Raw genomic sequence first — 26027 nt, forward strand, 5'->3', positions numbered from 1 at the left:
ATGAAAACGATTAAAATTTTAAGTATTCTATCAATATCATTGCAATTTCTTTCTTTTTGGTTAGCAGCTCCAGAAATTTTAGGTGGCGAATGGTTAAAGAAGACTGAAAGTTTTATAAGATCAGGAATAATGGTTATTCCTTCCATAATACTTGGAATAATAGGAATGATTATAGGCTTTTTATTAGATGAAGGTGTTGGTAGTTTAAATTTAAAATTATTAATTCCGATTATATTATTTTTTATATTAATAATTATCTTTTATAAAAAAATAAAAGTTTGGTTAGATCAAAAAATATCAAAGCCAATTTTAAATAAGCTAATTATAAACGATAGTTTTAGGTTTACGTTATTAAGGTTTGCTGCAATTTTATTTACTCTAGGTTTTTTCCTACAAATTATTACAATTATTTACCAATGATAAAAAACGATTTATTTTTAAGAGCATTAAAAGGAGAAGCTGTAGAACGTCCACCAGTTTGGATGATGCGCCAAGCAGGACGTTATTTACCAGAATTTCAAGAAATAAAAAAGAAATACGATTTCTTTACACGTTGTCAAACACCAGAATTGGCATCAGAAATAACAGTACAACCAATCCGTAGATATGGTATGGATGCGGCCATTTTATTTTCAGACATTTTGGTAATTCCACAAGCAATGAATATTGAGGTGCAAATGAAACCTAATTTTGGCCCATATTTGCCAAATCCTATTCGTACACAAAAAGATTTAGATTCTGTAATTATTCCAGATATTCAAGACTCTTTAGGTTATGTAATGGATGCAATTAAAGCAACCAAAGAAAAGTTGAATGATGAAATTCCGTTAATAGGTTTTGCAGGTTCACCTTGGACTATTTTGTGTTATTGTGTACAAGGGCAAGGTTCTAAAAACTTTGACAAAGCCAAAGAATTATGCTTTACAAACCCTATTGTAGCACATAGTTTATTACAAAAAATTACAGATACAACAATTGCATATTTAAAAGCAAAAGTTGCCGCTGGTGTAAATGCAGTACAAGTTTTTGATTCTTGGGGAGGAATGTTGTCTCCGGTAGATTATCAAGAATTTTCTTGGCAATACATTCAGCAAATTATAGATGCTTTAAAAGAAGAAATTCCTGTAATTGCATTTGGTAAAGGTTGTTGGTTTGCTTTAAACGAAATGTCTAAATCTGGCGCTTCTGCCTTAGGTGTAGATTGGACGTGTTCTCCAAGAAATGCACGTTATTTATCTGGCGGAAATATTACTTTACAAGGTAATTTCGATCCTACAAGATTATTTTCTCCACCAGCAGTTATCAAAAAAATGGTTACCCAAATGATTAACGAATTTGGAAAAGACAAATTAGTTGTAAACCTTGGTCATGGTATTTTACCAAACATTCCATTAGAAAATGCAAAAGCATTTATAGATGCTGTAAAAGAATACAAAGCCAATTAAAAAAAGAAGAATTTGGGCGTTACCTAAAGGTCGCGCTTTCCATTATATCTTTTTGCAGAAAAAGCAAAAAGGATGTCATTTCAATCGCTAACGCAAGCCAACGCTAATGATTAAAAATATATTTTCAGCAATAAAAGCCTATTCTGGCTCTTTACGTTTAATTTCACAATTAAAACTCTGGAAATATTTTGCAATTCCTATGCTAATTAGTGTTGTTACAGCAATAATTATTGGTTCTGTGGCATATGGTTTGTCAGACAATATTGGTGTTTTTTTAGCTAAAATCTGGATTTGGGATTGGGGTAAAGAAGCATTTACAACATTTACATCAGTTATAGGAGCCATCTTTGTTTTAGTAATTGGTTTAATTTTGTATAAACATATTATTTTAGCACTATCATCGCCATTTATGAGTCCTGTTTCCGAAAAGATAGAAGCACATATTAATGGTAATTTAAAACATCAACATAGAAAAACCTCTTTTCAAGAACAATTATGGAGAGGAATTAGAATTAATATCAGAAATTTATCAAAAGAATTATTAATAACAATTCCTATTTTATTATTAAAGTTTATACCTATAGTTAACATTTTTTCTACTGTTTTATTATTTTTAGTACAATCTTATTATGCCGGTTTTGGTAATATGGATTATACTTTAGAAAGGCATTTTAATTATAGAGAAAGTGTTGATTTTGTAGGTGAAAACAAAGGTTTTTCTATAGGAAACGGAATTGTTTTTATGTTGTGTTTATTAATTCCTGTAATCGGAATTGTTATTGTTTTACCACTTTCTGTAACTGCAGCCTCTGTAAATACAGTAGCCTTATTAAATAAAGAAAATGAAAGATAAGTTTTATAAATATATAGAGAATTTACAAAATACAATTACAGCTAAATTAGAAGAAGTAGATGGAGGTGCTAAGTTTAAAGAAGATCTTTGGCAGCGTAAAGAAGGTGGTGGCGGAAGAACGCGTGTTATAGAAAATGGTGCTGTTTTTGAAAAAGGAGGTGTAAATATTTCTAAAGTTTTTGGAGAATTACCAGAAGCGTTAAGAAAACAATTTAAAGTAAAAGAAGGTAATTTTTTTGCTTGTGGTTTAAGTTTGGTTTTGCATCCAAAAAATCCTTTTGTACCAACTGTACATGCAAATTGGCGTTATTTTGAAATGTATGATGATGCAGGAAATATTGTTACTCAATGGTTTGGTGGCGGACAAGATTTAACACCTTATTATTTGTTTGATGAAGATGCAATTCATTTTCATACTGTGTGTAAGTCCGCTTGCGATAAACATAATTTAGAATTTTATCCGAAGTTTAAAAAAGTATGTGATGAGTATTTTTGGAATGCTCACAGAAATGAAGCTCGTGGAATTGGAGGTTTATTTTTCGATTATTTAAAAGAAACAGAAGAATTTTCTGTAGAAGATAGATACAATTTTGTAACAGAAGTTGGTAATAGCTTTTTAGAAAGTTATGTGCCAATTGTAGAAAAGAGAAAAGAAATTCAGTTTACAAAAGAAAACAAAGATTGGCAAGAAGTAAGGCGTGGTCGTTATGTAGAGTTTAATTTAGTACATGATAGAGGCACTTTATTTGGTTTAAAAACAAACGGAAGGATAGAGAGTATTTTAATGAGTTTACCGCCAATTGTACAATGGAAATACAACCATCAAGCAGAAGAAAACTCAGAAGAAGAAAGATTAATTAAGATATTAGAAAATCCTAAAGAATGGGTTTCTTAAAAATCAACAAAAAAGGCAAAACAATTCGTTTTGCCTTTTTTGTTTTTATATTAATTATACTTTGCGCCAAAATTTTAGTAAATTAGTTTTTTATGGACCTGTTTTCCATTAAAAATGAATTTTTTAAATAATGTATTATAAATTTATAACACTTTTTTTACTTCTTACTTCCTTTATCATTAATGCTCAGGATATAGACTCTATTTTTGCAGCAAAAAAAGAAATTGTTAAAACAATAGAAACAGATGAAAATAAAGTTCTGTTTTTGTACGATTGCGGAGAGTACTTTTACACAAAAAGTGTGTCTAAATCAGAATATTTTTATAGTGAGGCTTTGTCTTTAAATAACGGTAAAGATAAAACTATGAAAGGTAGAGCTTTGTTTAAATTAGGCTTGATAGAAAAGAAAAAAGGAAATTTAAGCACTAGTTTAAGATATTTAAATAATGCCAAAGATATATTTAAACAGACAAATGATTCAGAGAGGTTAGCGTCTATTACTTATGATATTGCTTCTGTTTATAGATACAAAAATCAAGAAGAAAAAGAGTTTGAATATTATAAAGAGGCATTTAAACTTACTAAAAAGGAAGATAAAAAAAATTTAGCTAAAGGTTATTTATATTTAGGTAATTATTATACAAGACTTAAAAAATTAGACTCTTCAATTTATTTTTATGAAAAAGCCTTAGATATTTTTAAAATATTAAATAGAGATGATAGGGTTCATAATGTTTATAATAATTTAGCAAACACTTATTATAAACAAGGTGAATATCAAAAAATTATAGATTTAAGAAGTTTAGTTTTAAAATATGCAAAAAGAGAAAAAAAACAATTATTAATTACAGTTAATTACCATAATATAGCTGCTGCATATGTTAAAATGAGGCAATTTAAACTTGCTAAAAAATATTTAGATTCTGCAATAATGGTAGCAAAAAAAGAGAATTTAAAGCTAAGGTTGTCTAAATCTTATAATTCACTTGCTAAGGTAGAGTTCGACTTAAAAAATTATAAAGAGTCTTATTTAAATTTACAAAAGCATAAAATTTATTCAGATTCAATTTTTACATCACAAACAAAAAATACAATTAAAGAAAGAGAGCTAGAAAATAATCTTAAAATAAAAGATAAAAATCTAGAAATCTTAAATAACGAAAGAGCTTTTGAAAAGAAATTATATTTAATTACAATTATCGTTATTTTATTATTAGGTATTCCTCTTGTTATTTTATTTTATAGAAACTCAATTAATAAAAACAAAATAATTCAAGGAAATTTAGAAAAAGAAAAAATTAAAAAGGAAGCTTTATCACAACAAATAAAAAGATCTGAAACAGAAATAAAAAGTTTAGTGGCAGAAAACTCTATGAAATTAGAGTTCTTAAAACAACTTTTAATACAACTAAAAAGCCATAGAAATTCAATTAAATCAACCGAGGTTAAAAATTATATTAAAGATTTAATTTTTAAGATTCAACAACAAATAGTAACCGATAGTAAATTAACATTTCTCAATAAAAAAATAGATTCAGTTAACATTGGTTTCGATAAAATGTTAATTAGTAATTATAATGATCTTACAAAAACAGAAAGAGAAGTATGTGCTTTGTTAAGGTTAAATTTATCAATTAAAGAAATTGCATCAATTAGAAACTCAAGTTCAGATGCAATAAAAGTAACTCGTTATAGGATTAGAAAAAAAATGAATGTACCTAAAGGTGAAAAATTAGAGATATTTATTCAAAACTTAACTTTTTAACATAGTTATCTATTGTCTAGTGTTAAATAATTTGTTTTTAGTGATTTAAAGTTGTGTTTGTTACTTAATTTCGGTTTATTTTTATTAATTGTTACCTTTTGTTACCAGTAATTTTACAGGGTAAAGTGTTTAAAAATGTATTTTTGTTTAAAATTATAAAATAAGTGCTTTCCTCAAAGTGTTTAATTAGTCCCCCAAAATGTTTTTTCAATAAGCATTAATAAAAGTAGCTTTAATAAGGCTACTTTTATTATTTTAAAAATGATTATTTTTTTAAATTGTAAATAAATAATTTTTTTAGAATGAAAATTAGCTTCATACTTATTACATTTTGTTTTAGTTTTTATTGTTGTTCTCAAAATAACGCTCATAGTTATTATCAAATTAAAGAAGATTATAACAAGATAATTCAAGATTTATCCCGTTACTATATTTACTTAAACGACAAAAATGTAGATTTTGATTGTATTAAAAATAGGTACTCTAAAAAAATACATCAACTTAAAAATAATTTAGAAAAAACTCTTTTTTTTGAATATTTATTAGATGAGTTTTATGACAGTCATTTAATATTAAATATTTCTACAAACAATTCTTATCGATTACATTCTCCTTTGTATGTTACTATAAAAGATAATAAAGTATTTGTGGAAAACGTATGGGTTTCACAAATAGAAAATGCTGATACAAATATCATAGGAGCAGAAATTTTAAAGTTAAACGGTATTAATTTTAAAAACGCAATCAATAATTTTCCAACGGAATGTAATAATAAAAACCAAAAAGAAGTTAAAGAATGGATTGCGAATAAAATTATCTCTGGTCGTTATAATCAACCAAGAATTTTAACTTTAAAGTTAAAGAATGATAAAATTATTACACTTGATGTTGATAAAATAAAAATAAGGAAAGAAACTAATCTTTTATCTAGTTATACTGTAAATAACATAGGTGTTATCAAAATAAATAATTCTTTAGGTAACAATAACTTAATTAATGCTTTTGACATAGAGTTGGATAAATTATTTAATACGAAAGCTTTAATTTTAGATTTAAGAAATACAGTTGATGGAGGAAATACATATGTAGCAAGAGCAATAATGGGTAGGTTTATTGATAAAGAATTGCCTTATCAAAAACATGTGTCTAAAGAGCAGTATGGTAATAACCCAACAATTGTACAAAGTTGGTTAGAGTTTGTATCGCCAAGAGGAAAACAATATAAAAAACCAATTATTGTTATAGTTGGCAGATGGACAGGTAGTATGGGAGAGGGTTTAGCAATTGGTTTAGATGGTATGCAAAGAGCAAAAATTGTAGGTACAGAAATGGAAAGATTGGCAGGGTCTATGAAAAGTTTTTATTTTAAAAATAGAAATTATGGATACAGAATTGCTATCGATAAATTGTTTCATGTAAATGGTATTGTAAGAGAAAATTATATTCCATGGTATTACGTTAAGCAACAAAACAGTAAGTTTAAAGATGATGTTTTATCAAAAGCGCTTCAATTGTTAGATTAGTACTCTCTTATAATTACTTCAAACAGATTTTTTTAGATCTTAATTCATTTTCTTTTAATGTGTATGATATTTTACCGTTTTTATGAGAAAAGTTGCAAAGCAACTATTCTTATTGTAGTTAAAATTTATTGCACAAATTACATGTGTTTTTAATATTTAAAATAAATAAATTGTTAATCAGGTTATTTGTTAAGTTAAATAAACTCAAGAGTATATAAGTTAATAATACTACAATTAAAATTATTTTATATAAATGTTATCAAAATTATTTTTTTATTGAATTTTATTTATAATTTTTATAAATTAATCCTGTTTTGTTGATGATAATGTAAAAAGGTTTTTATTTTTAATTTTTTTTAATAGTTAAAAATATAGAAAACTCAACCATTTTTACTATTTTTGTTTCTGAAAAAAGAGATAAAAAAATGGCAAAATTTGAATTGAAGTTACCAAAAATGGGAGAAAGTGTTGCAGAAGCAACGATAACTTCTTGGTTAAAAGAAGTTGGTGATACCATTGAGTTAGATGAGGCTGTAGTAGAAATAGCTACTGATAAGGTAGATTCTGAAGTGCCATCTGAAGTAGAAGGAACTTTAATTGAAATACTTTACAAAAAAGATGATGTTGTAGCTGTTGGAGAAGTAATTGCTGTAATTGAAACAGAAGGATCAAATGAGGTACCTGTTTTAGAAACAAAAACTTTACAACCAGAAGTAGAAGAAGTAAACAAAACAATTGAAAAAGCAAAAGAAGTAATTGATACACCAATTCTTAAAACATCAGAATCTGGTAAATTTTACTCTCCTTTGGTAAGAAATATTGCTCAAACTGAAGGCGTTTCTATGGATGAACTAGAAACAATTGTTGGTACAGGTAAAGATTCTAGAGTAACAAAAGAAGATATTCTTAGTTATGTAGAAAATAGAGGTAAAGAATCTATAAAAATAGAGACTCCTAAAAATGTACAACAAAAAGTTGCTGATAAAGTAGTAATACCTGTTAACACAAAAGACGGAGATGAAATTATAGAGATTAGTAGAATGGGTAAACTAGTTTCTAAGCATATGATAGATTCTTTGCAAACATCTGCTCATGTACAATCTTTTATAGAAATAGATGTTACAAATATCGTAAAATGGAGAAATAAAGTTAAAGATGCTTTCTTAAAGAGAGAGGGAGAAAAGTTAACTTTTACACCAATTTTTATGCAAGCAATTGCTAGTACTATTAAAAAATATCCATTAATTAATATTTCTGTAAACGGAGATAAAATTATAAAAAAGAAAAATATAAATTTAGGTATGGCTGCGGCGCTACCAGACGGAAATTTAATTGTACCTGTTATTAAAAATGCAGATCAACTAAGTTTAGTTGGTATTACTAAATCTGTAAATGATTTAGCTAACAGAGCAAGAGGCAATAATTTAAAACCAGATGAAATACAAGGTGGTACTTATACGGTTACAAATGTAGGTAGTTTTGGTTCTATTACAGGTACACCAATAATAAATCAACCACAAGTAGCTATTTTAGCATTAGGTGCAATTAGAAAACTACCATCTGTAATAGAAACACCAGAAGGAGATTTTATAGGAATAAGACATAAAATGATAGTTTCTCATTCTTATGATCATAGAGTTGTAAATGGTGCTTTAGGTGGTATGTTTATAAAAACATTAAAAGATATTTTAGAATCTTGGGATGTGAATCAAGATTATTAAAAAGATTTCTTATAAATAATTAAAACGCTTAGAATTTTCTAAGCGTTTTTTATTTTAAACTATTATATTCGTAGTATAATAATTAAATATAATATAATGAAAAAATTGTTAGTACTGTTTTTAGTAGTTTCTTCTACTATTACTTTTAGTCAAGAATCTGTATTACTTAGGTTAAACTATAAAAAAGGAGAGGTTTATACAGGTAAAATGTCTATGAACCAAGATATGGGATCAATTATGTCTATGGCTATGAATGTAGATTTAAATATGGATATAACAGAGGTTAGTGGAGATAATTTTACTAGTCAAATGAAATTTACCAAATTAACAATGAATATGTTACAAGGTGGTGTTTCTATGTCTTTTGATTCTTCTAAAAGTGCAGATGAGCTAGATGAAACAGGTAAAATGATGAAAGCTCAAATGGATCCGATGTTAAAAGCTACAATAGTGCTAGAAGGTAATAATTTGGGTGAAGTTAATAATGTTAGTGTTACGCCATCTGTACCTGGAGTAGAAGATATGGCAAAACAGTACAGTAGTGTTGTTTATCCTAAAGAAGCTGTAAAAGTTGGTGAAACTTGGACAATGAGCCAAGAGCAAAAAGGGATGAAAATGGATTATACTTATACTGTAAAATCGATATCTAAAGATATAGTTGTGTTAGATGTTAGTGGTGATGTATCTGGAATGGGAGCTGGTAAGATTACAGGAGAAATGACTATTGATGTAAAATCTGGTGTTCCTACTAAATCAAAAATAGATATGAAAATGTCAGTACAAGGTCAAGAAATGCTTACTACAGTTTCTATGAGCTTTACAAAAAGTTAATCATAGTCAATAATATAAATATAAATAAAAAGCCTCACATTTATTGTGAGGCTTTTTATTTATTAAAGAGTAAAAAAACTTATTTAGTTTCTTTCGGAATTTCAATACCTAATTTAGACATTACTAATTCTGTAAGGTCAAATTTACTATCAATGTAAGCAAATTGATTTCCAGAAATTGTTAATATTTGAGTGTATTTTTCTGCTTTTGCAACTTCTTGTATTACATCATTTAATTTTTTATACAACGGTCTCATTAACTCTTCTTGTTTTAATTGTAGTAATTTTTGTCCGTTTTGCTGATATCTATTAATATCTGCCTCCATTTCTGTAAGTTCTTGTATAGTTGTTTTTTTAGCTAATACACCAAGAGTTTCTTCATTTTTTTTATAATCGTCTACTTTTGTTTTGTATTCTGCTAGTTTTATGTTAAAAGTAGAGTCTAATTTAGCACCATAATCTTGTGTTCTTTCTAATACAATTTTAGACTCTGGCATTAAACCAATAATATAATCAGTATCTATTGTACCTACTTTTGTTTGTGCAAAAGAAATTGTGCTTAAAAAAGCAATTAAAATAAATATAATTCTAGATTTCATGTGTTTGTTTTAGATTTTTACAAATATATAAAAGTGGATTAATTACAAAAGATGGTTAGCTATTTAAAAAGTTAATTTTATCAGAAACTTTAGAAATAATTGTTTTTATGTCTGTTTGATAATCAAACCAAAGAGTTTCTTCGTCTTTTTTAAACCAAGTTAATTGTCTTTTTGCAAATCTTCTTGTGTTTTTTTTGATTTCAGAAATTGCAAATTCTTGAGTGAAATCTCCTTCAAAATAAGAGAATAACTCTCTATACCCTACTGTTTGTAATGCATTTAATTTTTTATTAGGATATAATTTTTTTGCTTCTTCTAGTAAACCATTTTCAATCATAATTTCTACACGCTTATTTATTCGGTCATAAATAATCTCCCTTTCGGCTTTTAATCCAATTTTAATTGAATGAAAATTCCTTGGTGATTTTGGTTTGTTTTTAAAAGTAGAAAATGGAACCCCAGAAGCAATACAGACTTCTAAAGCTCTTAAAACTCTGTTTGGGTTTTCTAATTCTATAACGTTGTAAGTTTCTAAATCTAATTCTTTAAGTTGTTTTTTTAAAACATCTAAACCTTCTGTTTCTAATTTAGAAATTAGATTATTTCTAATTTCTAGAGGAACTTTAGGAAAATAATCTAAACCTTTTAAAACAGCATCAACATACAAACCGCTTCCGCCAACCATTATCTGAATTGGATTTTCTTTAAAAAGCACATCTAATTTTGCAAGTGCATCTCTTTCAAAAGAACCTACATTGTAATCATCAAAAATACTTCTGTTTTGAATAAAATGATGTTTAGCAGCTGCAAGTTCATCATCTTCTGGTACAGCAGTTCCTATTTTCATTTCTTTATAAAACTGACGAGAATCACAAGAAATAATATCACTTTTAAAATGATTTGCTAATTGTATACTTAATGCAGTTTTACCAATTGCAGTAGGACCAACAATGGTTATTAAAATATTTTTCGGAATCATTTAGTTTAATTTACAACCACAATTATAGCAATACTTTGCTTTATCTTTATGTTTTTCTGCTGCACAACAAGGGCAGGTTTGTGTGTTAATATCTAAATTGGTTTTAGCCATTTCTGCAGTTACAATTCCTGTTGGTATTGCAATAACACCATAACCTAAAATCATAATAGCACTTGCTACTAATTGACCAAAAGCAGTTTGAGGCGCAATATCTCCGTAACCAACAGTTGTTAGTGTTACAATTGCCCAATATACACTTCTTGGTATGCTTGTAAAACCATTTTCTTCGCCTTCTATCATGTACATAAGTGTACCTAATATTAGGCAAATGATAACTACAAAATAAAGAAAAACAGAAATTTTTACTCTACTAGCTTTTAATGCCACCATTAATTTGTTTGATGCGCCAATATATCTTGCAAGTTTTAATACTCTAAATACTCTTAATAAACGCAAAGCTCTTAATGCAATTAAGTGATGAGAGCCAATAAAAACAAATGATAAATATTTAGGGATTGTAGAAAGTAAATCTATAATTCCGTAAAAACTGAAAATATATTTAAACGGTTTTCTTATGGTAAAAACTCTTAAAATATATTCTGCAGAAAATAATATAGTAATAAACCATTCGGCAATATTTAAAAAAGTATGATATTTTTGATCAAAACTTTTAACACTTTCTAACATTACCAATATAACACTTGTTATAATTGCAAAAAGTAATATAATATCAAATAGTTTACCTTGTTTTGTATCTGCTTCATAAATTATTTCATGAAGTTTTTCTTTCCAAGAAGTTTTATTATTTGTTTTATTCAAATTTTTAAAAATTAATCTTATACAATACTACAATTATTTAATGAATTTTTAATTTTTTAGAGAGATTTTCTCTTTAATGTAAGTATTGCTTAAATAAAAAAAACCTCACAAAAGTGAGGTTTTTATATTTTTATAAAAAGGAAAAATTATTTAGATTTTTCTTCTTTAGTTACTGCTTTATCAGCAATTATTCTTGTTTCTTGATTTGCAACTACCCAAGCAGTATGAAAAACTAAACGAGTTCTATTTTCTAGTAAATCGTAACTAATTTTGTCTGGTGTATCTGTTGGTTTGTGGTAATCTGCATGTGTACCATTAAAGTAGAAAATAATTGGCACATTATGTTTTGCAAAGTTGTAATGGTCAGATCTGTAGTAAAAACGATTTGGGTCGTTTTCATCATTATACTTATAATCTAAGTTAATGTTCATGTATTTTGTGTTTACAGCTTCAGATATATTATGTAATTCTGTACTTAATTTATCAGAACCAATTAAATATACATAATTAGGATCTTCTGTATGTCTTTCATCAATTCTACCAACCATATCAATATTTAAATCACAAACAGTATTTGCAATAGGAAAAATAGGGTTTTCTGTATAGTATTTAGAACCTAATAATCCTTTTTCTTCTCCCGTAACATGTAAAAATAAAATAGATCTTTTTGGCCCTTTTCCTTCTTTTTCAGCCATTTTAAAAGCTTCAGCTATTTCTAAAATAGCAACAGTTCCAGATCCATCATCATCTGCACCATTATAAATTTCACCATTTTTTATTCCTTCGTGATCTAAGTGAGCAGAAATAACTACAATTTCATCTGGTTTTTCAGAACCTTTTATAAAAGCAACTACATTTTCAGAGTCTTTTAAAGGTGTTCTTCTTTTACGTTTATTTAAAAACTCTGCTGGTACTTCTTGAAAATAATCATCATCACCTAAAGGAGAAGAAATGTTTTGAGAAACATAAAAATTCTTTAAATATTCTACAGCTTTTTTTTGTCCAGGTTCACCTGTGTTTCTTCCTTCAAATTCGTCAGAAGCATAAGTGTATAAATGTTTACTTAAATCTTCTGCGGTAATAGAGGCTGCATATTTAGCAGCTTGGTCTACATTTGCATCTTCTTTAGAAGAATTTTTGCTAGAACCACAAGCCATAAAAGCTAATGCACCAGCAACATAAAGTATTTTTTTCATTGATTAGAAAAGTGTTTAAATTAATTTTGATTAAGAGTTTAAAAGTAATGGTTATTACAATTTCCTCAAAATTACTTTTTGTTTATGATAAACTGTTGTAAATTTCTGTTAAAATTAACAATTTCTTTAGGGAATAAATTGTCAAAAGCATTGTTGTCTATTAAATAAGGTAAGTTACCTGTAAAAATAGTATTATCTGTAAATAAGATTATTTCATTAGCAAAGTTAATAGATAAATTTATTTCATGAGAAGATAAAATTATTGTTTTTGATGTAGTTTCTACCAGTTTTTTTAACAAAGAAAAAATCTTAATAGTATGATGTAAATCTAAATGAGCTGTTGGTTCATCAAGAATAATTATTTCTGTGTCTTGGGCTAAAGCTCTGGCAATTAAAACTCTTTGTAATTGGCCGTCGCTTAATTCATAAAATCGATTATCTTTAAGATCTTCAATTTCTGTTTGCTTTATTGCTGTTTCTATTTTTTCTACATCTTTACTAGAAAGTTTGTCAAGCCAATTAGTGTAAGGTTGTCTTCCTAAAGCAATTAGTTCATAAACAGTTAATTGACTTTCGGGTAGTCTTTCTGTTAAAACTAAACTTAATTGAGTAGAAAGCTCTTTTTCTGTTATTTGTTCTATATTTTTTTGATTGATAAATATATTACCTGAAATTGGCTTTTGTACTTTAGAAATTGTTCTTAAAAGTGTAGATTTTCCAATTCCGTTTTTACCTAAAACAGTAATTAATTGTCCTTTTTCAATTTCAAAATTGATATTTTCTGCGACAACTTTAGATGTCTTTTTTTGCTGATAACCAATTGTTAGATTTTCTGCCTTTAGAATAATATGTTTTTTAGAACTACTCATTTATACAAATATTCTCTTTTTTCTTACCAATAACCAAATAACAATAGGTGCACCAAATAATGATGTTATTGCATTTATTGGTAGCGTAAATTCGCTAGTTGGTAGTTGTGCAATTGTATCACAAATTAATAAAACTATAGCTCCTATAGTAGCAACAGCTGGTAAAAGTATTTTATGGTTAGAGCTAAAAAATAGCATTCTTGCAATATGTGGTACTGCTAAGCCAACAAATGCAATAGGACCAGAAAAAGCAGTAATTACACCTGTTAAAACACTTGTAATTAATAACGTAATATTTCTACTTTTTTTAATATTAATACCTAAACTTTTTGCATAATTTTCGCCTAATAAAAAACTGTTTAAAGGCTTTAAAATAGTTAAAGTAGCTAGCATTGCTATTGCATAAATAATAATAAAAACAGATAATTCTGCCCAAGAAAGATTACCTAAACTACCAAAGCTCCAAAATAAATATTGTTGAATTTGATCTGCTTCAGAAAAGTAAGCTAAAACACTAATAATTGCAGCAGTAAAAGAGCCAAACATTAAGCCAATAATTAAAATAGACATGGTGTTTTTAACTCTATTTGCAGCTATAATTACTGCAGATAAAACTAAAAAAGAACCCAAACTTGCGGCAATTGGCAAAGACCAATTAGACACAGAAGTTGTTAATAAAAATCCACCAAAAATAGATGAGCCTAAAAGTAAAATAGCAACACCTAAGCTTGCTCCTGATGAAATACCTAAAACAAAAGGACCAGCTAACGGATTTCTAAATAATGTTTGCATTAATAAACCACATACAGATAAACCAGAACCAACTAAAATAGCAGTTATTGCTTTTGGTAATCTAAAATTTACAATAATTGTTTGCCAACTTTCTTTAGTAACATTACCATTAAAAAGGCTATTAAAAATATCTTTAAAAGGAATACTTACAGAGCCAAAACTTATGTTTATAAAAAACAAAATTATCAGTAAAATTAATAATAAAATAAAGTGTTTTGTGTAAGATTTGTTTTCCATTTAATGTTTTTGGTTGGTTTTAATAGAAAACTATATTTTATAATTAGATAAAAAATTAACTAATTTTTCAATAGCGATTCCTCTGTGAGAAATTTTATTTTTTTCTTCAGAACTCATTTCTGCAAAAGATAAATTATATCCTTTTGGTTTAAAAATAGGATCGTAACCAAAACCTTTTTCGCCATGTTTTTTAGTTAAAATTTCTCCTTTACAAATACCTTCAAAAAGAAAATTATCATCATTTATATTTAAAGCTACAGCAGTTCTAAATTGTGCTTTTCTGTTTGTTTTATTACTTAAGTCTGTCAATAATTTTTGCATATTATTTTCAGAATTACTTGGTTCTCCTGCAAAACGAGCAGAATAAACTCCGGGTTTGCCATTTAAACTTTCTACTTCTAAACCTGTATCATCTGCAAAGCAATTAAAACCAAATTTATTGGTAATATAATCTGCTTTTAATTTTGCATTGCCTTGTAAAGTAGTTTCTGTTTCTTCAATTTCATCAAAACAATTAATGTCTTTTAAACTCAATAATTCAATTGAACTTGGTAACATTTTTTGAACTTCAGCAAGTTTGTTAAGATTGTTTGTAGCAAATACTAGTTTCATTAAAATATATTGATTTTAAGCAAATGTAAACAATTTAAAAATGTAAGTTTATTGACTTTGGCAATATTAATTAAAAAAATATGCTGTAAATTGCAAAAACAAAAAAACGCTGTAACTACTGATATTGTTGAATTGTCGTGAAAATGTCGGGTTGAAAATGCCTTTAAAAATTTGTAATCTTATTTAACTGAATTAACATTGTATGGAATTTAAAAAACAACATATTATGAAACAACCAGAATTAGGTAAGAAAATTTTAGAGCTAAGAAAACAAAAAGGTTTTACCCAAGAAGAATTGGTAGAACAATGTAATATTAATGTACGTACAATTCAAAGAATAGAGGCAGGAGATGTGTCTCCTAGAAGTTATACTATAAAAGCTATTTTAGAAGTTTTAGGTTTTGATTATGAAGAAGTTTTTGATAAAAAATATACTCCAGGAAAGTTTGATGCTGTTTTAGCAATAGATCAAAATAAAATTTACAAGCAATTAAATATTGCAATGATTTTTGGAATCATTTATTTTATTGCAGGTTTTTTTGAAATAGGTGTAGAATTTATAGATCTAGAAAAAGAAAATTTACTCTTTAAAAGCATTTACATTATCATTAAAACAATTTCTTTAGTTGCGTTATTTTTCTTTTTTAGAGGATTTGTAATAGTTGGTAGTTTTTTTAATAATTATTTGTTACAAATAAGTGCATTTTTAGTTATTGTATTTACCTTTTTCTTCTCAATTTTAGATGTTACATCTTTGTTTGTTTTTAAAGATTTTATAGGTGTTTTTGGCGTATCAAAACTAATTTCTTATGGTGTTTTAAGTATTTTAATAGGTATTGGAATTAAAAGGTTATTAGATTTTGGAGGTTTGGCAAAATGGACAGGAATCTTAGAAATTATAACAGGAATTTGTTTTTTAGCAATTATTCTATCTCCTATTGGAGTTGTAACACAAGCTGTTGTAGAAATTTTTGAAATAATTTTAATTTATAGAATAGGATCGGAATTAAAGAAAACAATTTAAAAATTCTAAAAAACAATTACAGAATTATTCATGATGATAAGGCTCATTCTTTAAAATAGTAAAACCTCTGTACAATTGTTCAACAATAAAAAGACGAATCATTTGATGAGAAAACGTCATTTTAGATAAAGAAATTTTTCCTGTAGATTTTTTGTAAACAGCCTCAGAAAAACCGTAAGGTCCGCCAATTACTAACACCAATTGTTTAATACCAGAATTCATTTTTTTCTGTAAATATTGGCTAAATTCAATAGAAGTAAAGTGCTTGCCCTTATCATCTAACAAAACTAGTTGGTCTGTGTTTTGCAGTTTTGATAAAATTAAATTCCCTTCTTTTTCTTTTTGCTGAAGTTCACTTAAATTCTTTACATTTTTAATATCCGGAATAATTTCTAATTCGAATTTTATATAATGTTTTAATCGATTTTGATATTCATCAATCAATTGGATAAGTTGTTTATTATCCGTTTTACCAATAGCGAGTAATTTAATTTTCATGCCGCAAAATTATGAATTATGTATTACGAATTACTATTTTTACATCAGAATTAAAGAATTATGATATCAAAAGAACAGTTTGAAAAAGAATTAGAGCTTATAATTACAAATGCAATTCGCGAAGATATTGGCGATGGAGACCATACATCACTTTCTTGCATACCTTCGGATGCGAAAGGAAAAGCAAAATTATTGGTAAAAGATGATGGAATAATTGCCGGAGTAGCTTTTGCAAAACAAGTTTTTTCTTATGTTGATGCAGATTTAGAAGTAGAAACTTTTATAAATGATGGAGAAAAAGTAAAATTTGGAGACGTAGTTTTTCATGTTTCAGGGAAATCTCAATCCATTTTAATGGCAGAACGTTTGGTGTTAAATGCAATGCAAAGAATGAGTGCAATTGCTACTAAAACAGCATTTTTTGCAGATTTATTAAAAGGTACAAAAACTAAAGTTTTAGATACAAGAAAAACTACGCCAGGAATTAGAGCTTTAGAAAAATGGGCAGTAAAAATTGGTGGTGGAGAAAACCACAGATTTGCTTTGTATGATATGGTAATGATTAAAGACAATCATATAGATTTTGCTGGCGGAATTACTGCTGCAATTACTAAAACAAAAAAATATTTAGCCGATAATAATATTGATATTAAAATTATTGTAGAAGCTAGAAGTTTGGGAGAAATTGAAGAAATTTTATCTGTTGATGGTGTTTACAGAATTTTAATAGACAATTTTAATTATGAAGATACACGCAAAGCAGTTGCTTTAATTGGTGATAAATGTTTAACAGAATCTTCTGGTGGAATTAATGAAGAAACTATAAGAAAATATGCCGAGTGTGGTGTAGATTTTATTTCTTCTGGCGCTTTAACACATTCTGTTTATAATATGGATTTGAGTTTAAAAGCCATTTAAATGATAAAAAAAGTAGTTATTACCGTAAGTTTATTTCTTATAATTTTTGCTTCTTGTACAAGTAAAAAAATAGATGTTGTTGGTTTTTATAAAGGGGTTTTGCCTTGTGCTAGTTGCAGCGGTATTGATAATGAATTAACATTAAATAAAGACAAAACATTTAAATTACAAACTGTTTATTTGGGGAAAGGAGAAGAAAAACCTTTTACAAAAACAGGAACTTATAAAGTAGAGAATAATCAACTAGAATTATTGACTAAAAGTGGTTTTAAATATCAAATAAATGATGATTATTTAGAGCTTTTAGATATTGCTGGTAACAAAATAGAAAGTCAATTAAATTATAAATTGATTAAGCAAAAGTAGATTTTACGTTTATGACTGATAATTATTTTGATAGCGAAGATTTTTCTAAAATAGATTTTACCAAAACAAAAATTAAAAAAGGAGAATATGATAATTGCACATTTTTAAATTGCAATTTCGAGAATGTTGAGGCAACAAATATTCAGTTTATAGAATGCGAGTTTATAGATTGTAATTTTAGTAATACCAATGTAAAAAATACCGCTTTTAAAGATGTAAATTTTATTAACTGTAAAATGATTGGTGTAAAATTTAATGGTTGCGATACTTTTTTATTACAGTTTTCTTTTAAAGATTGTTTTTTAAATTATGCTTCTTTTTATCAACTTAAAATACCAAAAACAAGTTTTAAAAATTGTAATTTACAAGAAGTAGATTTTACAGAAACTAATTTATCAAGTTCAATTTTTGATAATTGCGATTTAAAATTAACTGTTTTTGATAGAACAAATTTAGAAAAGGCAGATTTTACAAGTGCTTTTAATTTTAATATCAACCCAGAACAAAATAGTTTAAAAAGCGCAAAGTTTAGTAGAGAGAATTTAGAAGGTTTACTATCTGTTTATAAAATTATTGTCGACTAAAAATTACCATTTAGTATTGAAATAGATTCACATAAAAAGAGTTAGAAATTATATATAATATAAGAGAAACATTATCAAAAATTGAAATCGAAATTATTTTTAAAAAGCTAATTTAACTTTGCAACTTTAATTAATGACAAAAGAAATAGAAGACAAACTAGATAAAATACCAATTGTAAATCTTTTGGTAAAACTCGGAAAAAACATTAAAATTCCGGGTTTAGAAGGTATGTCTTTGTATGATATTTTAGAAATGTATTTTATAGGCATTATAAAAGGAGCTTTAACCACAAGAGCTGGTGGTATTGCTTATAGTTTTTTTATGTCTATTTTTCCTTTTTTATTATTTATACTAACGTTAATTCCTTTTTTACCAATAGATGGTGCGCAAGAAGGTTTGTTATCTATTATTGCAGATGTTTTACCACCAAAAACATTTGAAGCTGTAGATTCTGTTTTAGTAGATATTATTAAAAATCAGTATGGAGGTTTACTTTCTTTTGGTTTTGTAGGGTCTATTTTTTTAATGACAAACGGTGTAAATGCAATTTTTGGAGGTTTTGAGCATTCTTATCACGTAAAAATTGTTAGAAATGTTTTTAGAGGCTATTTTATTGCAATGTTAGTTTCTATTGTTATTGTATTTTTTCTTTTAATAACAGTTGTTTTAATTATCTTTTTTGAGCTTTTTTTAAAGAATTTAGTGTCTATGGGTTGGTTAGAAGATAATTTAATTTGGCTGCAATTGGGTAGAGGCTTTATATTTTTATCTATGATATTTTTAACAGTATCTATGCTATATCATTACGGAGTAAAAGAGGGTAAACATTCTCGCTTTTTTTCTCCAGGAGCTGTTTTTACAACCATTTTATCTATTTTAACTTTTTATTTATTTGGTTATTATGTAAATGAATTTGCTAAATATAACGAGCTATACGGTTCTATAGGTACACTTTTAATCTTAATGTTATTTATTTGGCTAAATGCAATTATTTTATTGTTGGGTTTTGAGTTAAATGCATCTATTTACTCTTTAAGAAGAAGAAATAAAACCTTTACAACACCCAAAAAATTATAACTTTTTCACGATATTTGCACTCGCAAAAAAAGTAATTATCATTTATCTATTGTCAATTTTCTGATTTATTAATAAATGGTTACAAAATATTGATAATTAATTTATATGAAACCAAGTATCCCAAAAGGAACAAGAGATTTTTCGCCAACAGAAGTAGCAAACAGAACGTATATAATAAATACAATAAAATCTGCTTTTGAAACCTTTGGCTTTGCACCAATAGAAACACCAAGTTTTGAAAACTCATCAACGTTAATGGGTAAATATGGTGAAGAAGGAGATCGTTTGATTTTTAAGATTTTAAATTCTGGAGACTTTTTAAAGAAAGCAGAAGATAAATTATTATCAGAAAAAAATAGTTTAAAAGTTACTTCTCAAATTTCAGAAAAAGCATTGCGTTACGATTTAACAGTGCCTTTTGCACGTTACGTAGTACAACATCAAAACGAGATTACTTTTCCGTTTAAAAGATATCAAATACAACCAGTTTGGAGAGCAGACAGACCACAAAAAGGACGTTTTAGAGAGTTTTTTCAGTGCGATGCAGATGTTGTAGGTAGCAAATCACTTTGTCAAGAAGTAGAATTTATTCAACTTTATGATGCTGTTTTTACTAAATTAGGTTTAGCAGGCACAACAATTAAAATCAACAATAGAAAAATTTTATCTGGTATAGCAGAAGTTATTGGCGCATCAGATAAATTAATAGATTTTACAGTTGCTTTAGATAAGTTAGATAAAATAGGTAAAGATGGTGTTGTAAAAGAAATGTTATCTAAAGAAATTACCGAAGAAGCTATAGAAAAAGTACAACCTTTGTTTGATTTTACAGGATCTAATTTAGATAAATTATCTTCATTAGAAAATATGTTATCAACATCAGAAGAAGGAAAAAAAGGAGTAGAAGAATTACGTTTTGTAATTAACACAATAGAAGAGTTAGGTTTAGAAACAACTAATTTAGAAGTAGATGTTACTTTGGCTAGAGGTTTAAACTATTATACAGGTGCAATTTTTGAAGTTGCAGCACCAGAAGGTGTAAAAATGGGCTCTATCGGTGGTGGTGGAAGATATGATGATTTAACAGGTATTTTTGGTTTAAAAGATGTGTCTGGTGTTGGTGTTTCTTTTGGATTAGATAGAATTTATTTAGTTTTAGAAGAGTTAAACTTATTTAAAACAGTAGAGTTACCTAAACCTAAAGTTGTTTTCTTAAATTTTGATGCAAATACAGACATTATAAAGCTAAAAGCAATAAAAGAATTAAGAGAAAACGGTGTTAAATCTGAATTTTATCCAGATTTAGCAGAAAGTAATAAGGCGCAGAAACGACAATGGAAATATATAACTAATAGAGCAATAGAATTTGTAGTTTCTAAAGTAGAAAATGATGTTTTTACTTTAAAAAATATGAGTTCTGGTGAGCAAACAAATTGCACATTAGTAGACTTAATAAATACGTTAAAAGTATAAAAAACTATACTTTTATAGTTTTTATTGATTAGTAAATTAAAATAATACGTTGCAAACACGTAAATTTGCAGCCTTAAATAAGATTGAAATGTTTGAATTAAGCAGCAAAATGAATGACGAAAGAATAGACGAAATAGGAGAAAATCATATCGGAACATCAGCAACAACACCTTTAAGAGCAGATGCTTTTGATATTTCTGATGAAGAAAAAATTTATAAAATCCAAGAAAGTGTAAAAGATATTTTAGAAACTTTAGGAATGGATTTAACAGATGATAGTTTGCAAGGAACTCCTAAAAGAGTAGCAAAAGCTTTTGTAAAAGAATTATTTATGGGATTAGATCCTAAAAATATGCCAAAGGCTTCTACATTTGATAATAACTATAATTATGGTGAAATGTTAGTAGAGAGAAACATCGTAGTTTACTCTACTTGCGAACATCATTTATTACCAATAGTGGGTAGAGCACATGTTGCTTACATATCTGGCGGTAAGGTAATTGGCCTTTCTAAAATGAATAGAATTGTTGAGTATTTCTCTAAAAGACCTCAAGTACAAGAGCGTTTAACAATGCAAATTGTACAAGCAATGCAAGAGGCTTTAGGTGTAGAAGATGTTGCATGTGTTATAGATGCAAAGCATTTATGTGTAAATTCTAGAGGAATTAAAGATATAGAAAGCTCTACCGTTACTGCAGAATTTGGTGGTAAATTTAAAGAAAAAGAAACAAAAAGAGAGTTTTTAGGATATCTAAAAATGAATACAAGTTTCGAGTAAAATACAATATACTATTGTTGTTTAAATAAAATTAAACATTTTTATAATAATAATTAAAAACTCATCAGAATCTATTAATTTAGATTTTGATGAGTTTTTTTATGGATAAAATTTTTAAATTTATCATTAATTTATATTGTTGATAAATAGATGCTTAATCTTGTTGTTGTTGTTGTTTAAAATAGAATTTTAATTAATTTTTTTTTATTAAAAGCAACCTTTTTAAAAGTTGTGTAGTCTATATATTTGTAAGGCAGTAAAAACAGAACCAAGAGGCTTGAAAATTATAAAATTGCATAACAAAGAAAAATCGCTCATAAAAAAAGCGATTGATAATAATAGAGAAGCGCAACAACAATTGTTTGAGCAATTTTCTCCTAAAATGTTGGGTGTTTGTAGGCAGTATGTAAAAGATTTACATCATGCAGAAGATTTATTATTACAAGGCTTTTTAAAAGTTTTTACCAACTTACATAAGTTTAAACATGAAGGTAGTTTTGAAGGATGGATTCGTAGAATTATGGTAAATACGTGTATTTCTTATTTACGAAAAAAAAATATAGTTGATCTGTCTGATGAAGATTTTGTTTTTAATGATGCAGCTACAGAAAGTTTAGAAAATACAACTGTAGAAGACATTCAATTATTAATAGATCAATTACCAGAAGGTTATAAAATGGTATTTAATTTATTTGCAATAGAAGGTTACAAACACTCAGAAATTGCTTTACAATTAGGTATTTCAGAAAGTACATCAAAATCGCAATTATTTAAAGCACGTAAATTATTGCAACAGAATTATATTAAAACGAATAAGTTTATTAATGAAGACAAATAATTTAGATAAAAATATAAAAGAAAAGTTAGCAAATAGAACTTTTCAACCTTCAGCATCTGCTTGGGAACGTTTGTCTGTTCAGTTAGATGATCAACCCCAACAAAAGAAAAAAGGGTGGTTTTTTTATATAGGCGCAGCAGCAAGTATTTTACTTTTAATTAGTGTTGGTTACATGGTTTTTAATAAAAATGAAAAAGTAAAACCATTAGAAATTATTGTAGAAACCGTAATTGATACGCTTACAATTAATAAAAAATTAGATCAATTTATAAATGAAATTCCAGTTAAGAAAGCACTAGTTAAAAATAATGAAATAGAAACGGAGAAACTTATAAAACCAAGTGTTATATCATCAAAAGAACTAAAAAACAATCAAAATAAAAAAATCAATATTGAAAAAAAAGAAGAAAAAATTATTATAGCAAAAGTTGATGAAAATGAATCTAAAAACGATAAAGATTCGTCAATGAGTAATGAAATAAAATTTACAAAAGAAATTTTACAACAGAACCCAAATAGTAGCATAAAAATAAATAGTGATGATTTATTGTATGCTGTTACACATACTCCTAAAGAAGTAAAAGCTTATTATGCTAAATACAATGTAAGTAGAGAAGATGTTTTAAAGACGATTAAAAGTGAGCTCAAAAAATCGAATTTAAAAATCAACCCAAACACTATTTTAGCAGAAGTAGAGCGCACAATTGATGATGAAGCTTTTCAGAATAACTTTATAAAAACCTTAAAAATTAAAGTGTCTGATATTGCTACTGCCATTGCAAGTAGAAATGATTAAAAGTTAAAAATCATTTCTAAAAAAACAAGAATAATAAAATTTTAAAATATTAAAGATGAAAAGAATACTACTAATTTTAGTGTTGTTTAGCACAACTATTGCCTTATCTCAAGAGAAAAAAACGTTTGAAAAAGAAGTAATTAAAATTTCTAAAAGAATAGAGATTATTACAAAACAACAAAAAGATTCTCTAAAAGAAAAAGTGATAGATATTGATAAAAGACTTGAAAAAGGAGAAATTACTGCAGAAACATCTACAGGTTTAAAAAAGGAAGTTGCTGCATATCATGCAAGAAGAATAGAGGCGTTAGTTAGTGAACAAGAACGTTTATTGCAATTGTTAGTACAAGATAAAACAAACGGAAAGATCGCAAGTTCAGACGAAGGAGAATTAGGTGAAGATGATAATGTGTTTACAATTGGTAATACAACGTTTCGTTTTGATTTTGATGCAAAAGACGGAAAAGATGGTGAGGACGGAGCAGATGGATATGATAATAGGAGAGCAGAAAGAGACCATAAAGTAATAAGAAATAGAAAGACTACATCTCAATTTGTATTTGTAATGGGAGTAAATAATGTTTTAAATAGTAATAATTTAAACTCTTTAAATGATTCTGAGTATAAGTTTTGGCAATCTCATTTTTATGAATTGGGTTGGACATGGAAAACACGTTTAAGTAATAAGCCATCTCAATTATATGTAAAATACGGAATGTCTTTTCTTTGGAATAATTTACGTTTAAAAGGGAATAGAATTCATGTTAAAAACGGAGAATTTACCGAAATAGAAACATTTTCTAACGATTTATCAGAAAGTAGATTACGTCATGTACAAATGAATTTTCCTGTGCATTTAGAGTGGGATTTATCTAAAAACAGAGTGTATTCAGATGGAGATGTTTCTGATAGAACAAATAGATCTGTTCGTTTAGGTGTTGGTGGTTTTTTAGGTTTTAAACTAGGAACTAGACAATATTTAGAATATAAAGATACAGATAGAGTAGATGTGGAAGAAGTTCAGTTTGATAATTTTAATATGAATACTATTAATTACGGTGTAAGTGCATATTTAGGTTATAGATCTACAAGTTTTTACGTAAAGTACGATTTAAATTCTTTGTTTAAAAATACAGAAACAAGAAACATTTCTTTAGGAGTTCGTTTAGATTTAGATTAAAAAATTAACATTTAACATTAAAATATAATGTTAAATGTCAATTTTTTGTGATTATATATTCTTTATTATTTAAAAAGTAAGTTTAAACTTAAGAATTATATTTTTTTTTAAAAATATTTTTGGGTTATTCATAAAAATTAAAAACGTCAATTTTTATTCATAAATCATAAAAAAAAGCTTTTAAATTTACGTGCTTAATAAATCAATTAAGTACAATGAAAATCGGAATTCCTAAAGAAATCAAAAACAACGAAAGTAGAGTAGGTATGACACCGGCAGGTGTTTTTGCCCTAACAAAAAGAAATCATACTGTTTTTATTCAATCTACTGCAGGTGAGGGTAGTGGTTTTTTTGATGCAGATTACATTAAAGTTGGTGCAACTATTTTACCAACTATAGAAGATGTTTACAGTCAGAGTGAAATGATTGTAAAAGTTAAAGAGCCTATTGAAGAGGAATACCCTTTGATAAAAGAAAATCAAATAGTGTTTACTTATTTTCATTTTGCATCTAGTGAGGCACTAACAAAAGCAATGATTGCAAGTAAAGCAATTTGTATTGCTTATGAAACTGTAGAAGATGCAGATGGTACTTTACCGTTATTAACTCCAATGTCAGAAGTTGCAGGTAGAATGGCAATTCAGCAAGGAGCAAAGTATTTAGAAAAACCAATTAGAGGACGAGGTATTTTATTAGGAGGAGTACCAGGTGTACAACCAGGGAAAGTTCTAATTTTAGGAGCAGGAGTTGTAGGTGTGCAAGCAGCTAAAATGGCTGCAGGTTTAGGAGCTCATGTAACTATTATGGATATTAATATGAAACGTTTACGTTATGTAAATGATGTTTTACCAAACCATGTTACAACTGCTTTTTCTAGTGAATATAGCATAAGACAACTAATACAAACACATGATTTAATTGTTGGTGGAGTTTTAGTAAAAGGAGGTAAAGCTCCAAAACTAATAACTAAAGATATGCTAAAAGATATGAGACCAGGTACAGTTATTGTAGATGTAGCAGTAGATCAAGGAGGATGTTTTGAAACCACAAAAGCAACAACGCATCAAGACCCAACATATATTATTGATGATGTAGTACATTATTGTGTTGCTAATATGCCAGGTGCTGTACCTTACACATCAACTATTGCACTTACAAATGTTACACTTAATTATATTTTAAAGTTAGCTAATTTAGGTTATGAAAAAGCTTGTGAAAGTGACAAAAGTTTAGCTAAAGGATTAAATATTGTAAAAGGAGAAATTGTTTATAAAGAGCTAGAAGGACTTTTCGATTAAGTTTTAATTTTTAATATTAATTAGAGTGAAATTGTTTTTTTTTCAATTTCACTCTTTTTTT

The 26027-nt window shown here is 27.1% G+C and carries 27 protein-coding genes; 19 read left to right on the forward strand and 8 right to left on the reverse strand.

What is annotated here, in order from left to right; translation table 11 throughout:
- The 8 genes from KI686_RS12515 to KI686_RS12550 all read left to right on the forward strand — a co-directional run bounded on the left by KI686_RS12515 (window position 1) and on the right by KI686_RS12550 (window position 9033).
- Window positions 1–420, forward strand: a complete 420-nt coding sequence (locus KI686_RS12515) for a hypothetical protein (RefSeq protein ID WP_237589662.1) — start codon at window positions 1–3, stop codon at window positions 418–420.
- Window positions 417–1445 (forward strand): uroporphyrinogen decarboxylase, encoded by a 1029-nt coding sequence (hemE, locus tag KI686_RS12520; RefSeq protein WP_237589663.1) that lies wholly within the window; start codon window positions 417–419, stop codon window positions 1443–1445. The genes KI686_RS12515 and hemE overlap by 4 nt, the downstream gene beginning before the upstream one ends.
- A gap of 106 nt (window positions 1446–1551) precedes the next feature.
- On the forward strand, window positions 1552–2298 hold the full coding sequence (locus KI686_RS12525; protein ID WP_237589664.1) for an EI24 domain-containing protein: 747 nt from the start codon (window positions 1552–1554) through the stop codon (window positions 2296–2298).
- Window positions 2288–3193, forward strand: coding sequence for an oxygen-dependent coproporphyrinogen oxidase (gene hemF, locus KI686_RS12530; protein ID WP_237589665.1), 906 nt, complete (start codon window positions 2288–2290; stop codon window positions 3191–3193). The genes KI686_RS12525 and hemF overlap by 11 nt, the downstream gene beginning before the upstream one ends.
- 130 nt (window positions 3194–3323) lie before the next feature.
- Window positions 3324–4958 (forward strand): tetratricopeptide repeat protein, encoded by a 1635-nt coding sequence (locus tag KI686_RS12535; protein ID WP_237589666.1) that lies wholly within the window; start codon window positions 3324–3326, stop codon window positions 4956–4958.
- A gap of 302 nt (window positions 4959–5260) precedes the next feature.
- Window positions 5261–6481 (forward strand): S41 family peptidase, encoded by a 1221-nt coding sequence (locus KI686_RS12540; RefSeq protein WP_237589667.1) that lies wholly within the window; start codon window positions 5261–5263, stop codon window positions 6479–6481.
- A 425-nt stretch (window positions 6482–6906) separates the two neighbouring features.
- On the forward strand, window positions 6907–8202 hold the full coding sequence (locus tag KI686_RS12545) for a dihydrolipoamide acetyltransferase family protein (RefSeq protein WP_237589668.1): 1296 nt from the start codon (window positions 6907–6909) through the stop codon (window positions 8200–8202).
- A 96-nt stretch (window positions 8203–8298) separates the two neighbouring features.
- A complete protein-coding gene (locus KI686_RS12550) occupies window positions 8299–9033 on the forward strand; it encodes a DUF6263 family protein (protein ID WP_237589669.1) in 735 nt (244 codons plus the stop codon).
- A 79-nt stretch (window positions 9034–9112) separates the two neighbouring features.
- Here KI686_RS12550 and KI686_RS12555 read toward each other — a convergent pair whose 3' ends face one another.
- The 7 genes from KI686_RS12555 to KI686_RS12585 form a co-directional block, all read right to left on the reverse strand.
- Window positions 9113–9631 (reverse strand): OmpH/Skp family outer membrane protein, encoded by a 519-nt coding sequence (locus tag KI686_RS12555; RefSeq protein ID WP_237589670.1) that lies wholly within the window; start codon window positions 9629–9631, stop codon window positions 9113–9115.
- Window positions 9632–9686: 55 nt separating this feature from the next.
- A complete protein-coding gene (gene miaA, locus KI686_RS12560) occupies window positions 9687–10610 on the reverse strand; it encodes a tRNA (adenosine(37)-N6)-dimethylallyltransferase MiaA (protein ID WP_237589671.1) in 924 nt (307 codons plus the stop codon).
- Window positions 10611–11429, reverse strand: a complete 819-nt coding sequence (locus tag KI686_RS12565; RefSeq protein ID WP_237589672.1) for an ion transporter — start codon at window positions 11427–11429, stop codon at window positions 10611–10613.
- Between the two features lie 146 nt (window positions 11430–11575).
- Window positions 11576–12625, reverse strand: a complete 1050-nt coding sequence (locus KI686_RS12570) for a M28 family metallopeptidase (protein WP_237589673.1) — start codon at window positions 12623–12625, stop codon at window positions 11576–11578.
- Between the two features lie 71 nt (window positions 12626–12696).
- On the reverse strand, window positions 12697–13494 hold the full coding sequence (locus KI686_RS12575) for an ABC transporter ATP-binding protein (RefSeq protein ID WP_237589674.1): 798 nt from the start codon (window positions 13492–13494) through the stop codon (window positions 12697–12699).
- Window positions 13495–14523, reverse strand: coding sequence for a FecCD family ABC transporter permease (locus tag KI686_RS12580; RefSeq protein WP_237589675.1), 1029 nt, complete (start codon window positions 14521–14523; stop codon window positions 13495–13497).
- A gap of 30 nt (window positions 14524–14553) precedes the next feature.
- On the reverse strand, window positions 14554–15135 hold the full coding sequence (locus KI686_RS12585) for a non-canonical purine NTP diphosphatase (RefSeq protein ID WP_237589676.1): 582 nt from the start codon (window positions 15133–15135) through the stop codon (window positions 14554–14556).
- A gap of 202 nt (window positions 15136–15337) precedes the next feature.
- Between KI686_RS12585 and KI686_RS12590 the strand changes: the two genes are divergently transcribed.
- Window positions 15338–16159 (forward strand): helix-turn-helix domain-containing protein, encoded by an 822-nt coding sequence (locus KI686_RS12590; protein ID WP_237589677.1) that lies wholly within the window; start codon window positions 15338–15340, stop codon window positions 16157–16159.
- A gap of 24 nt (window positions 16160–16183) precedes the next feature.
- Here KI686_RS12590 and rlmH read toward each other — a convergent pair whose 3' ends face one another.
- Window positions 16184–16657, reverse strand: coding sequence for a 23S rRNA (pseudouridine(1915)-N(3))-methyltransferase RlmH (rlmH, locus tag KI686_RS12595; protein WP_237589678.1), 474 nt, complete (start codon window positions 16655–16657; stop codon window positions 16184–16186).
- Between the two features lie 60 nt (window positions 16658–16717).
- Between rlmH and nadC the strand changes: the two genes are divergently transcribed.
- The 10 genes from nadC to ald all read left to right on the forward strand — a co-directional run bounded on the left by nadC (window position 16718) and on the right by ald (window position 25966).
- On the forward strand, window positions 16718–17575 hold the full coding sequence (nadC, locus tag KI686_RS12600; RefSeq protein ID WP_237589679.1) for a carboxylating nicotinate-nucleotide diphosphorylase: 858 nt from the start codon (window positions 16718–16720) through the stop codon (window positions 17573–17575).
- Window positions 17576–17941 carry a copper resistance protein NlpE gene (locus KI686_RS12605; protein ID WP_237589680.1) on the forward strand — a complete coding sequence of 122 codons (366 nt, stop codon included), beginning with the start codon at window positions 17576–17578 and terminating at the stop codon, window positions 17939–17941.
- A gap of 11 nt (window positions 17942–17952) precedes the next feature.
- Window positions 17953–18525 carry a pentapeptide repeat-containing protein gene (locus KI686_RS12610; RefSeq protein WP_237589681.1) on the forward strand — a complete coding sequence of 191 codons (573 nt, stop codon included), beginning with the start codon at window positions 17953–17955 and terminating at the stop codon, window positions 18523–18525.
- A gap of 133 nt (window positions 18526–18658) precedes the next feature.
- Entirely contained in the window at window positions 18659–19603 is a 945-nt protein-coding gene (locus tag KI686_RS12615; protein WP_237589682.1) for a YihY/virulence factor BrkB family protein, read from the forward strand.
- A gap of 105 nt (window positions 19604–19708) precedes the next feature.
- Window positions 19709–21076, forward strand: a complete 1368-nt coding sequence (gene hisS, locus KI686_RS12620) for a histidine--tRNA ligase (protein ID WP_237589683.1) — start codon at window positions 19709–19711, stop codon at window positions 21074–21076.
- 88 nt (window positions 21077–21164) lie between these two features.
- Window positions 21165–21854, forward strand: a complete 690-nt coding sequence (gene folE / locus KI686_RS12625) for a GTP cyclohydrolase I FolE (RefSeq protein WP_237589705.1) — start codon at window positions 21165–21167, stop codon at window positions 21852–21854.
- Between the two features lie 277 nt (window positions 21855–22131).
- Window positions 22132–22692, forward strand: coding sequence for an RNA polymerase sigma factor (locus KI686_RS12630; RefSeq protein WP_237589684.1), 561 nt, complete (start codon window positions 22132–22134; stop codon window positions 22690–22692).
- Window positions 22679–23488 carry a hypothetical protein gene (locus KI686_RS12635; protein WP_237589685.1) on the forward strand — a complete coding sequence of 270 codons (810 nt, stop codon included), beginning with the start codon at window positions 22679–22681 and terminating at the stop codon, window positions 23486–23488. Before KI686_RS12630 ends, KI686_RS12635 begins: the two co-directional genes overlap by 14 nt.
- Before the next feature lie 55 nt (window positions 23489–23543).
- A complete protein-coding gene (locus tag KI686_RS12640; RefSeq protein ID WP_237589686.1) occupies window positions 23544–24668 on the forward strand; it encodes a hypothetical protein in 1125 nt (374 codons plus the stop codon).
- Between the two features lie 215 nt (window positions 24669–24883).
- Window positions 24884–25966: an alanine dehydrogenase gene (gene ald / locus KI686_RS12645; RefSeq protein ID WP_237589687.1), complete on the forward strand. Its 1083-nt coding sequence runs from the start codon at window positions 24884–24886 to the stop codon at window positions 25964–25966.
- Window positions 25967–26027: the final 61 nt, after the last annotated feature.

It is taken from the genome of Polaribacter sargassicola (genome assembly GCF_021991835.1).
Classification (GTDB): Bacteria; Bacteroidota; Bacteroidia; order Flavobacteriales; family Flavobacteriaceae; genus Polaribacter; species Polaribacter sargassicola.

Excerpts from the sequence above, each read along its gene's own strand:
- KI686_RS12515 (WP_237589662.1), top strand. The coding sequence starts at position 1 with ATGAAAACGATTAAAATTTTAAGTATTCTATCAATATCATTGCAATTT.
- hemE (WP_237589663.1), top strand. The coding sequence starts at position 417 with ATGATAAAAAACGATTTATTTTTAAGAGCATTAAAAGGAGAAGCTGTA.
- KI686_RS12525 (WP_237589664.1), top strand. The coding sequence starts at position 1,552 with ATGATTAAAAATATATTTTCAGCAATAAAAGCCTATTCTGGCTCTTTA.
- hemF (WP_237589665.1), top strand. The coding sequence starts at position 2,288 with ATGAAAGATAAGTTTTATAAATATATAGAGAATTTACAAAATACAATT.
- KI686_RS12535 (WP_237589666.1), top strand. The coding sequence starts at position 3,324 with ATGTATTATAAATTTATAACACTTTTTTTACTTCTTACTTCCTTTATC.
- KI686_RS12540 (WP_237589667.1), top strand. The coding sequence starts at position 5,261 with ATGAAAATTAGCTTCATACTTATTACATTTTGTTTTAGTTTTTATTGT.
- KI686_RS12545 (WP_237589668.1), top strand. The coding sequence starts at position 6,907 with ATGGCAAAATTTGAATTGAAGTTACCAAAAATGGGAGAAAGTGTTGCA.
- KI686_RS12550 (WP_237589669.1), top strand. The coding sequence starts at position 8,299 with ATGAAAAAATTGTTAGTACTGTTTTTAGTAGTTTCTTCTACTATTACT.
- KI686_RS12555 (WP_237589670.1), bottom strand. The coding sequence starts at position 9,631 with ATGAAATCTAGAATTATATTTATTTTAATTGCTTTTTTAAGCACAATT.
- miaA (WP_237589671.1), bottom strand. The coding sequence starts at position 10,610 with ATGATTCCGAAAAATATTTTAATAACCATTGTTGGTCCTACTGCAATT.
- KI686_RS12570 (WP_237589673.1), bottom strand. The coding sequence starts at position 12,625 with ATGAAAAAAATACTTTATGTTGCTGGTGCATTAGCTTTTATGGCTTGT.
- KI686_RS12575 (WP_237589674.1), bottom strand. The coding sequence starts at position 13,494 with ATGAGTAGTTCTAAAAAACATATTATTCTAAAGGCAGAAAATCTAACA.
- KI686_RS12580 (WP_237589675.1), bottom strand. The coding sequence starts at position 14,523 with ATGGAAAACAAATCTTACACAAAACACTTTATTTTATTATTAATTTTA.
- KI686_RS12585 (WP_237589676.1), bottom strand. The coding sequence starts at position 15,135 with ATGAAACTAGTATTTGCTACAAACAATCTTAACAAACTTGCTGAAGTT.
- KI686_RS12590 (WP_237589677.1), top strand. The coding sequence starts at position 15,338 with ATGGAATTTAAAAAACAACATATTATGAAACAACCAGAATTAGGTAAG.
- rlmH (WP_237589678.1), bottom strand. The coding sequence starts at position 16,657 with ATGAAAATTAAATTACTCGCTATTGGTAAAACGGATAATAAACAACTT.
- nadC (WP_237589679.1), top strand. The coding sequence starts at position 16,718 with ATGATATCAAAAGAACAGTTTGAAAAAGAATTAGAGCTTATAATTACA.
- KI686_RS12605 (WP_237589680.1), top strand. The coding sequence starts at position 17,576 with ATGATAAAAAAAGTAGTTATTACCGTAAGTTTATTTCTTATAATTTTT.
- KI686_RS12610 (WP_237589681.1), top strand. The coding sequence starts at position 17,953 with ATGACTGATAATTATTTTGATAGCGAAGATTTTTCTAAAATAGATTTT.
- KI686_RS12615 (WP_237589682.1), top strand. The coding sequence starts at position 18,659 with ATGACAAAAGAAATAGAAGACAAACTAGATAAAATACCAATTGTAAAT.
- hisS (WP_237589683.1), top strand. The coding sequence starts at position 19,709 with ATGAAACCAAGTATCCCAAAAGGAACAAGAGATTTTTCGCCAACAGAA.
- folE (WP_237589705.1), top strand. The coding sequence starts at position 21,165 with ATGTTTGAATTAAGCAGCAAAATGAATGACGAAAGAATAGACGAAATA.
- KI686_RS12635 (WP_237589685.1), top strand. The coding sequence starts at position 22,679 with ATGAAGACAAATAATTTAGATAAAAATATAAAAGAAAAGTTAGCAAAT.
- KI686_RS12640 (WP_237589686.1), top strand. The coding sequence starts at position 23,544 with ATGAAAAGAATACTACTAATTTTAGTGTTGTTTAGCACAACTATTGCC.
- ald (WP_237589687.1), top strand. The coding sequence starts at position 24,884 with ATGAAAATCGGAATTCCTAAAGAAATCAAAAACAACGAAAGTAGAGTA.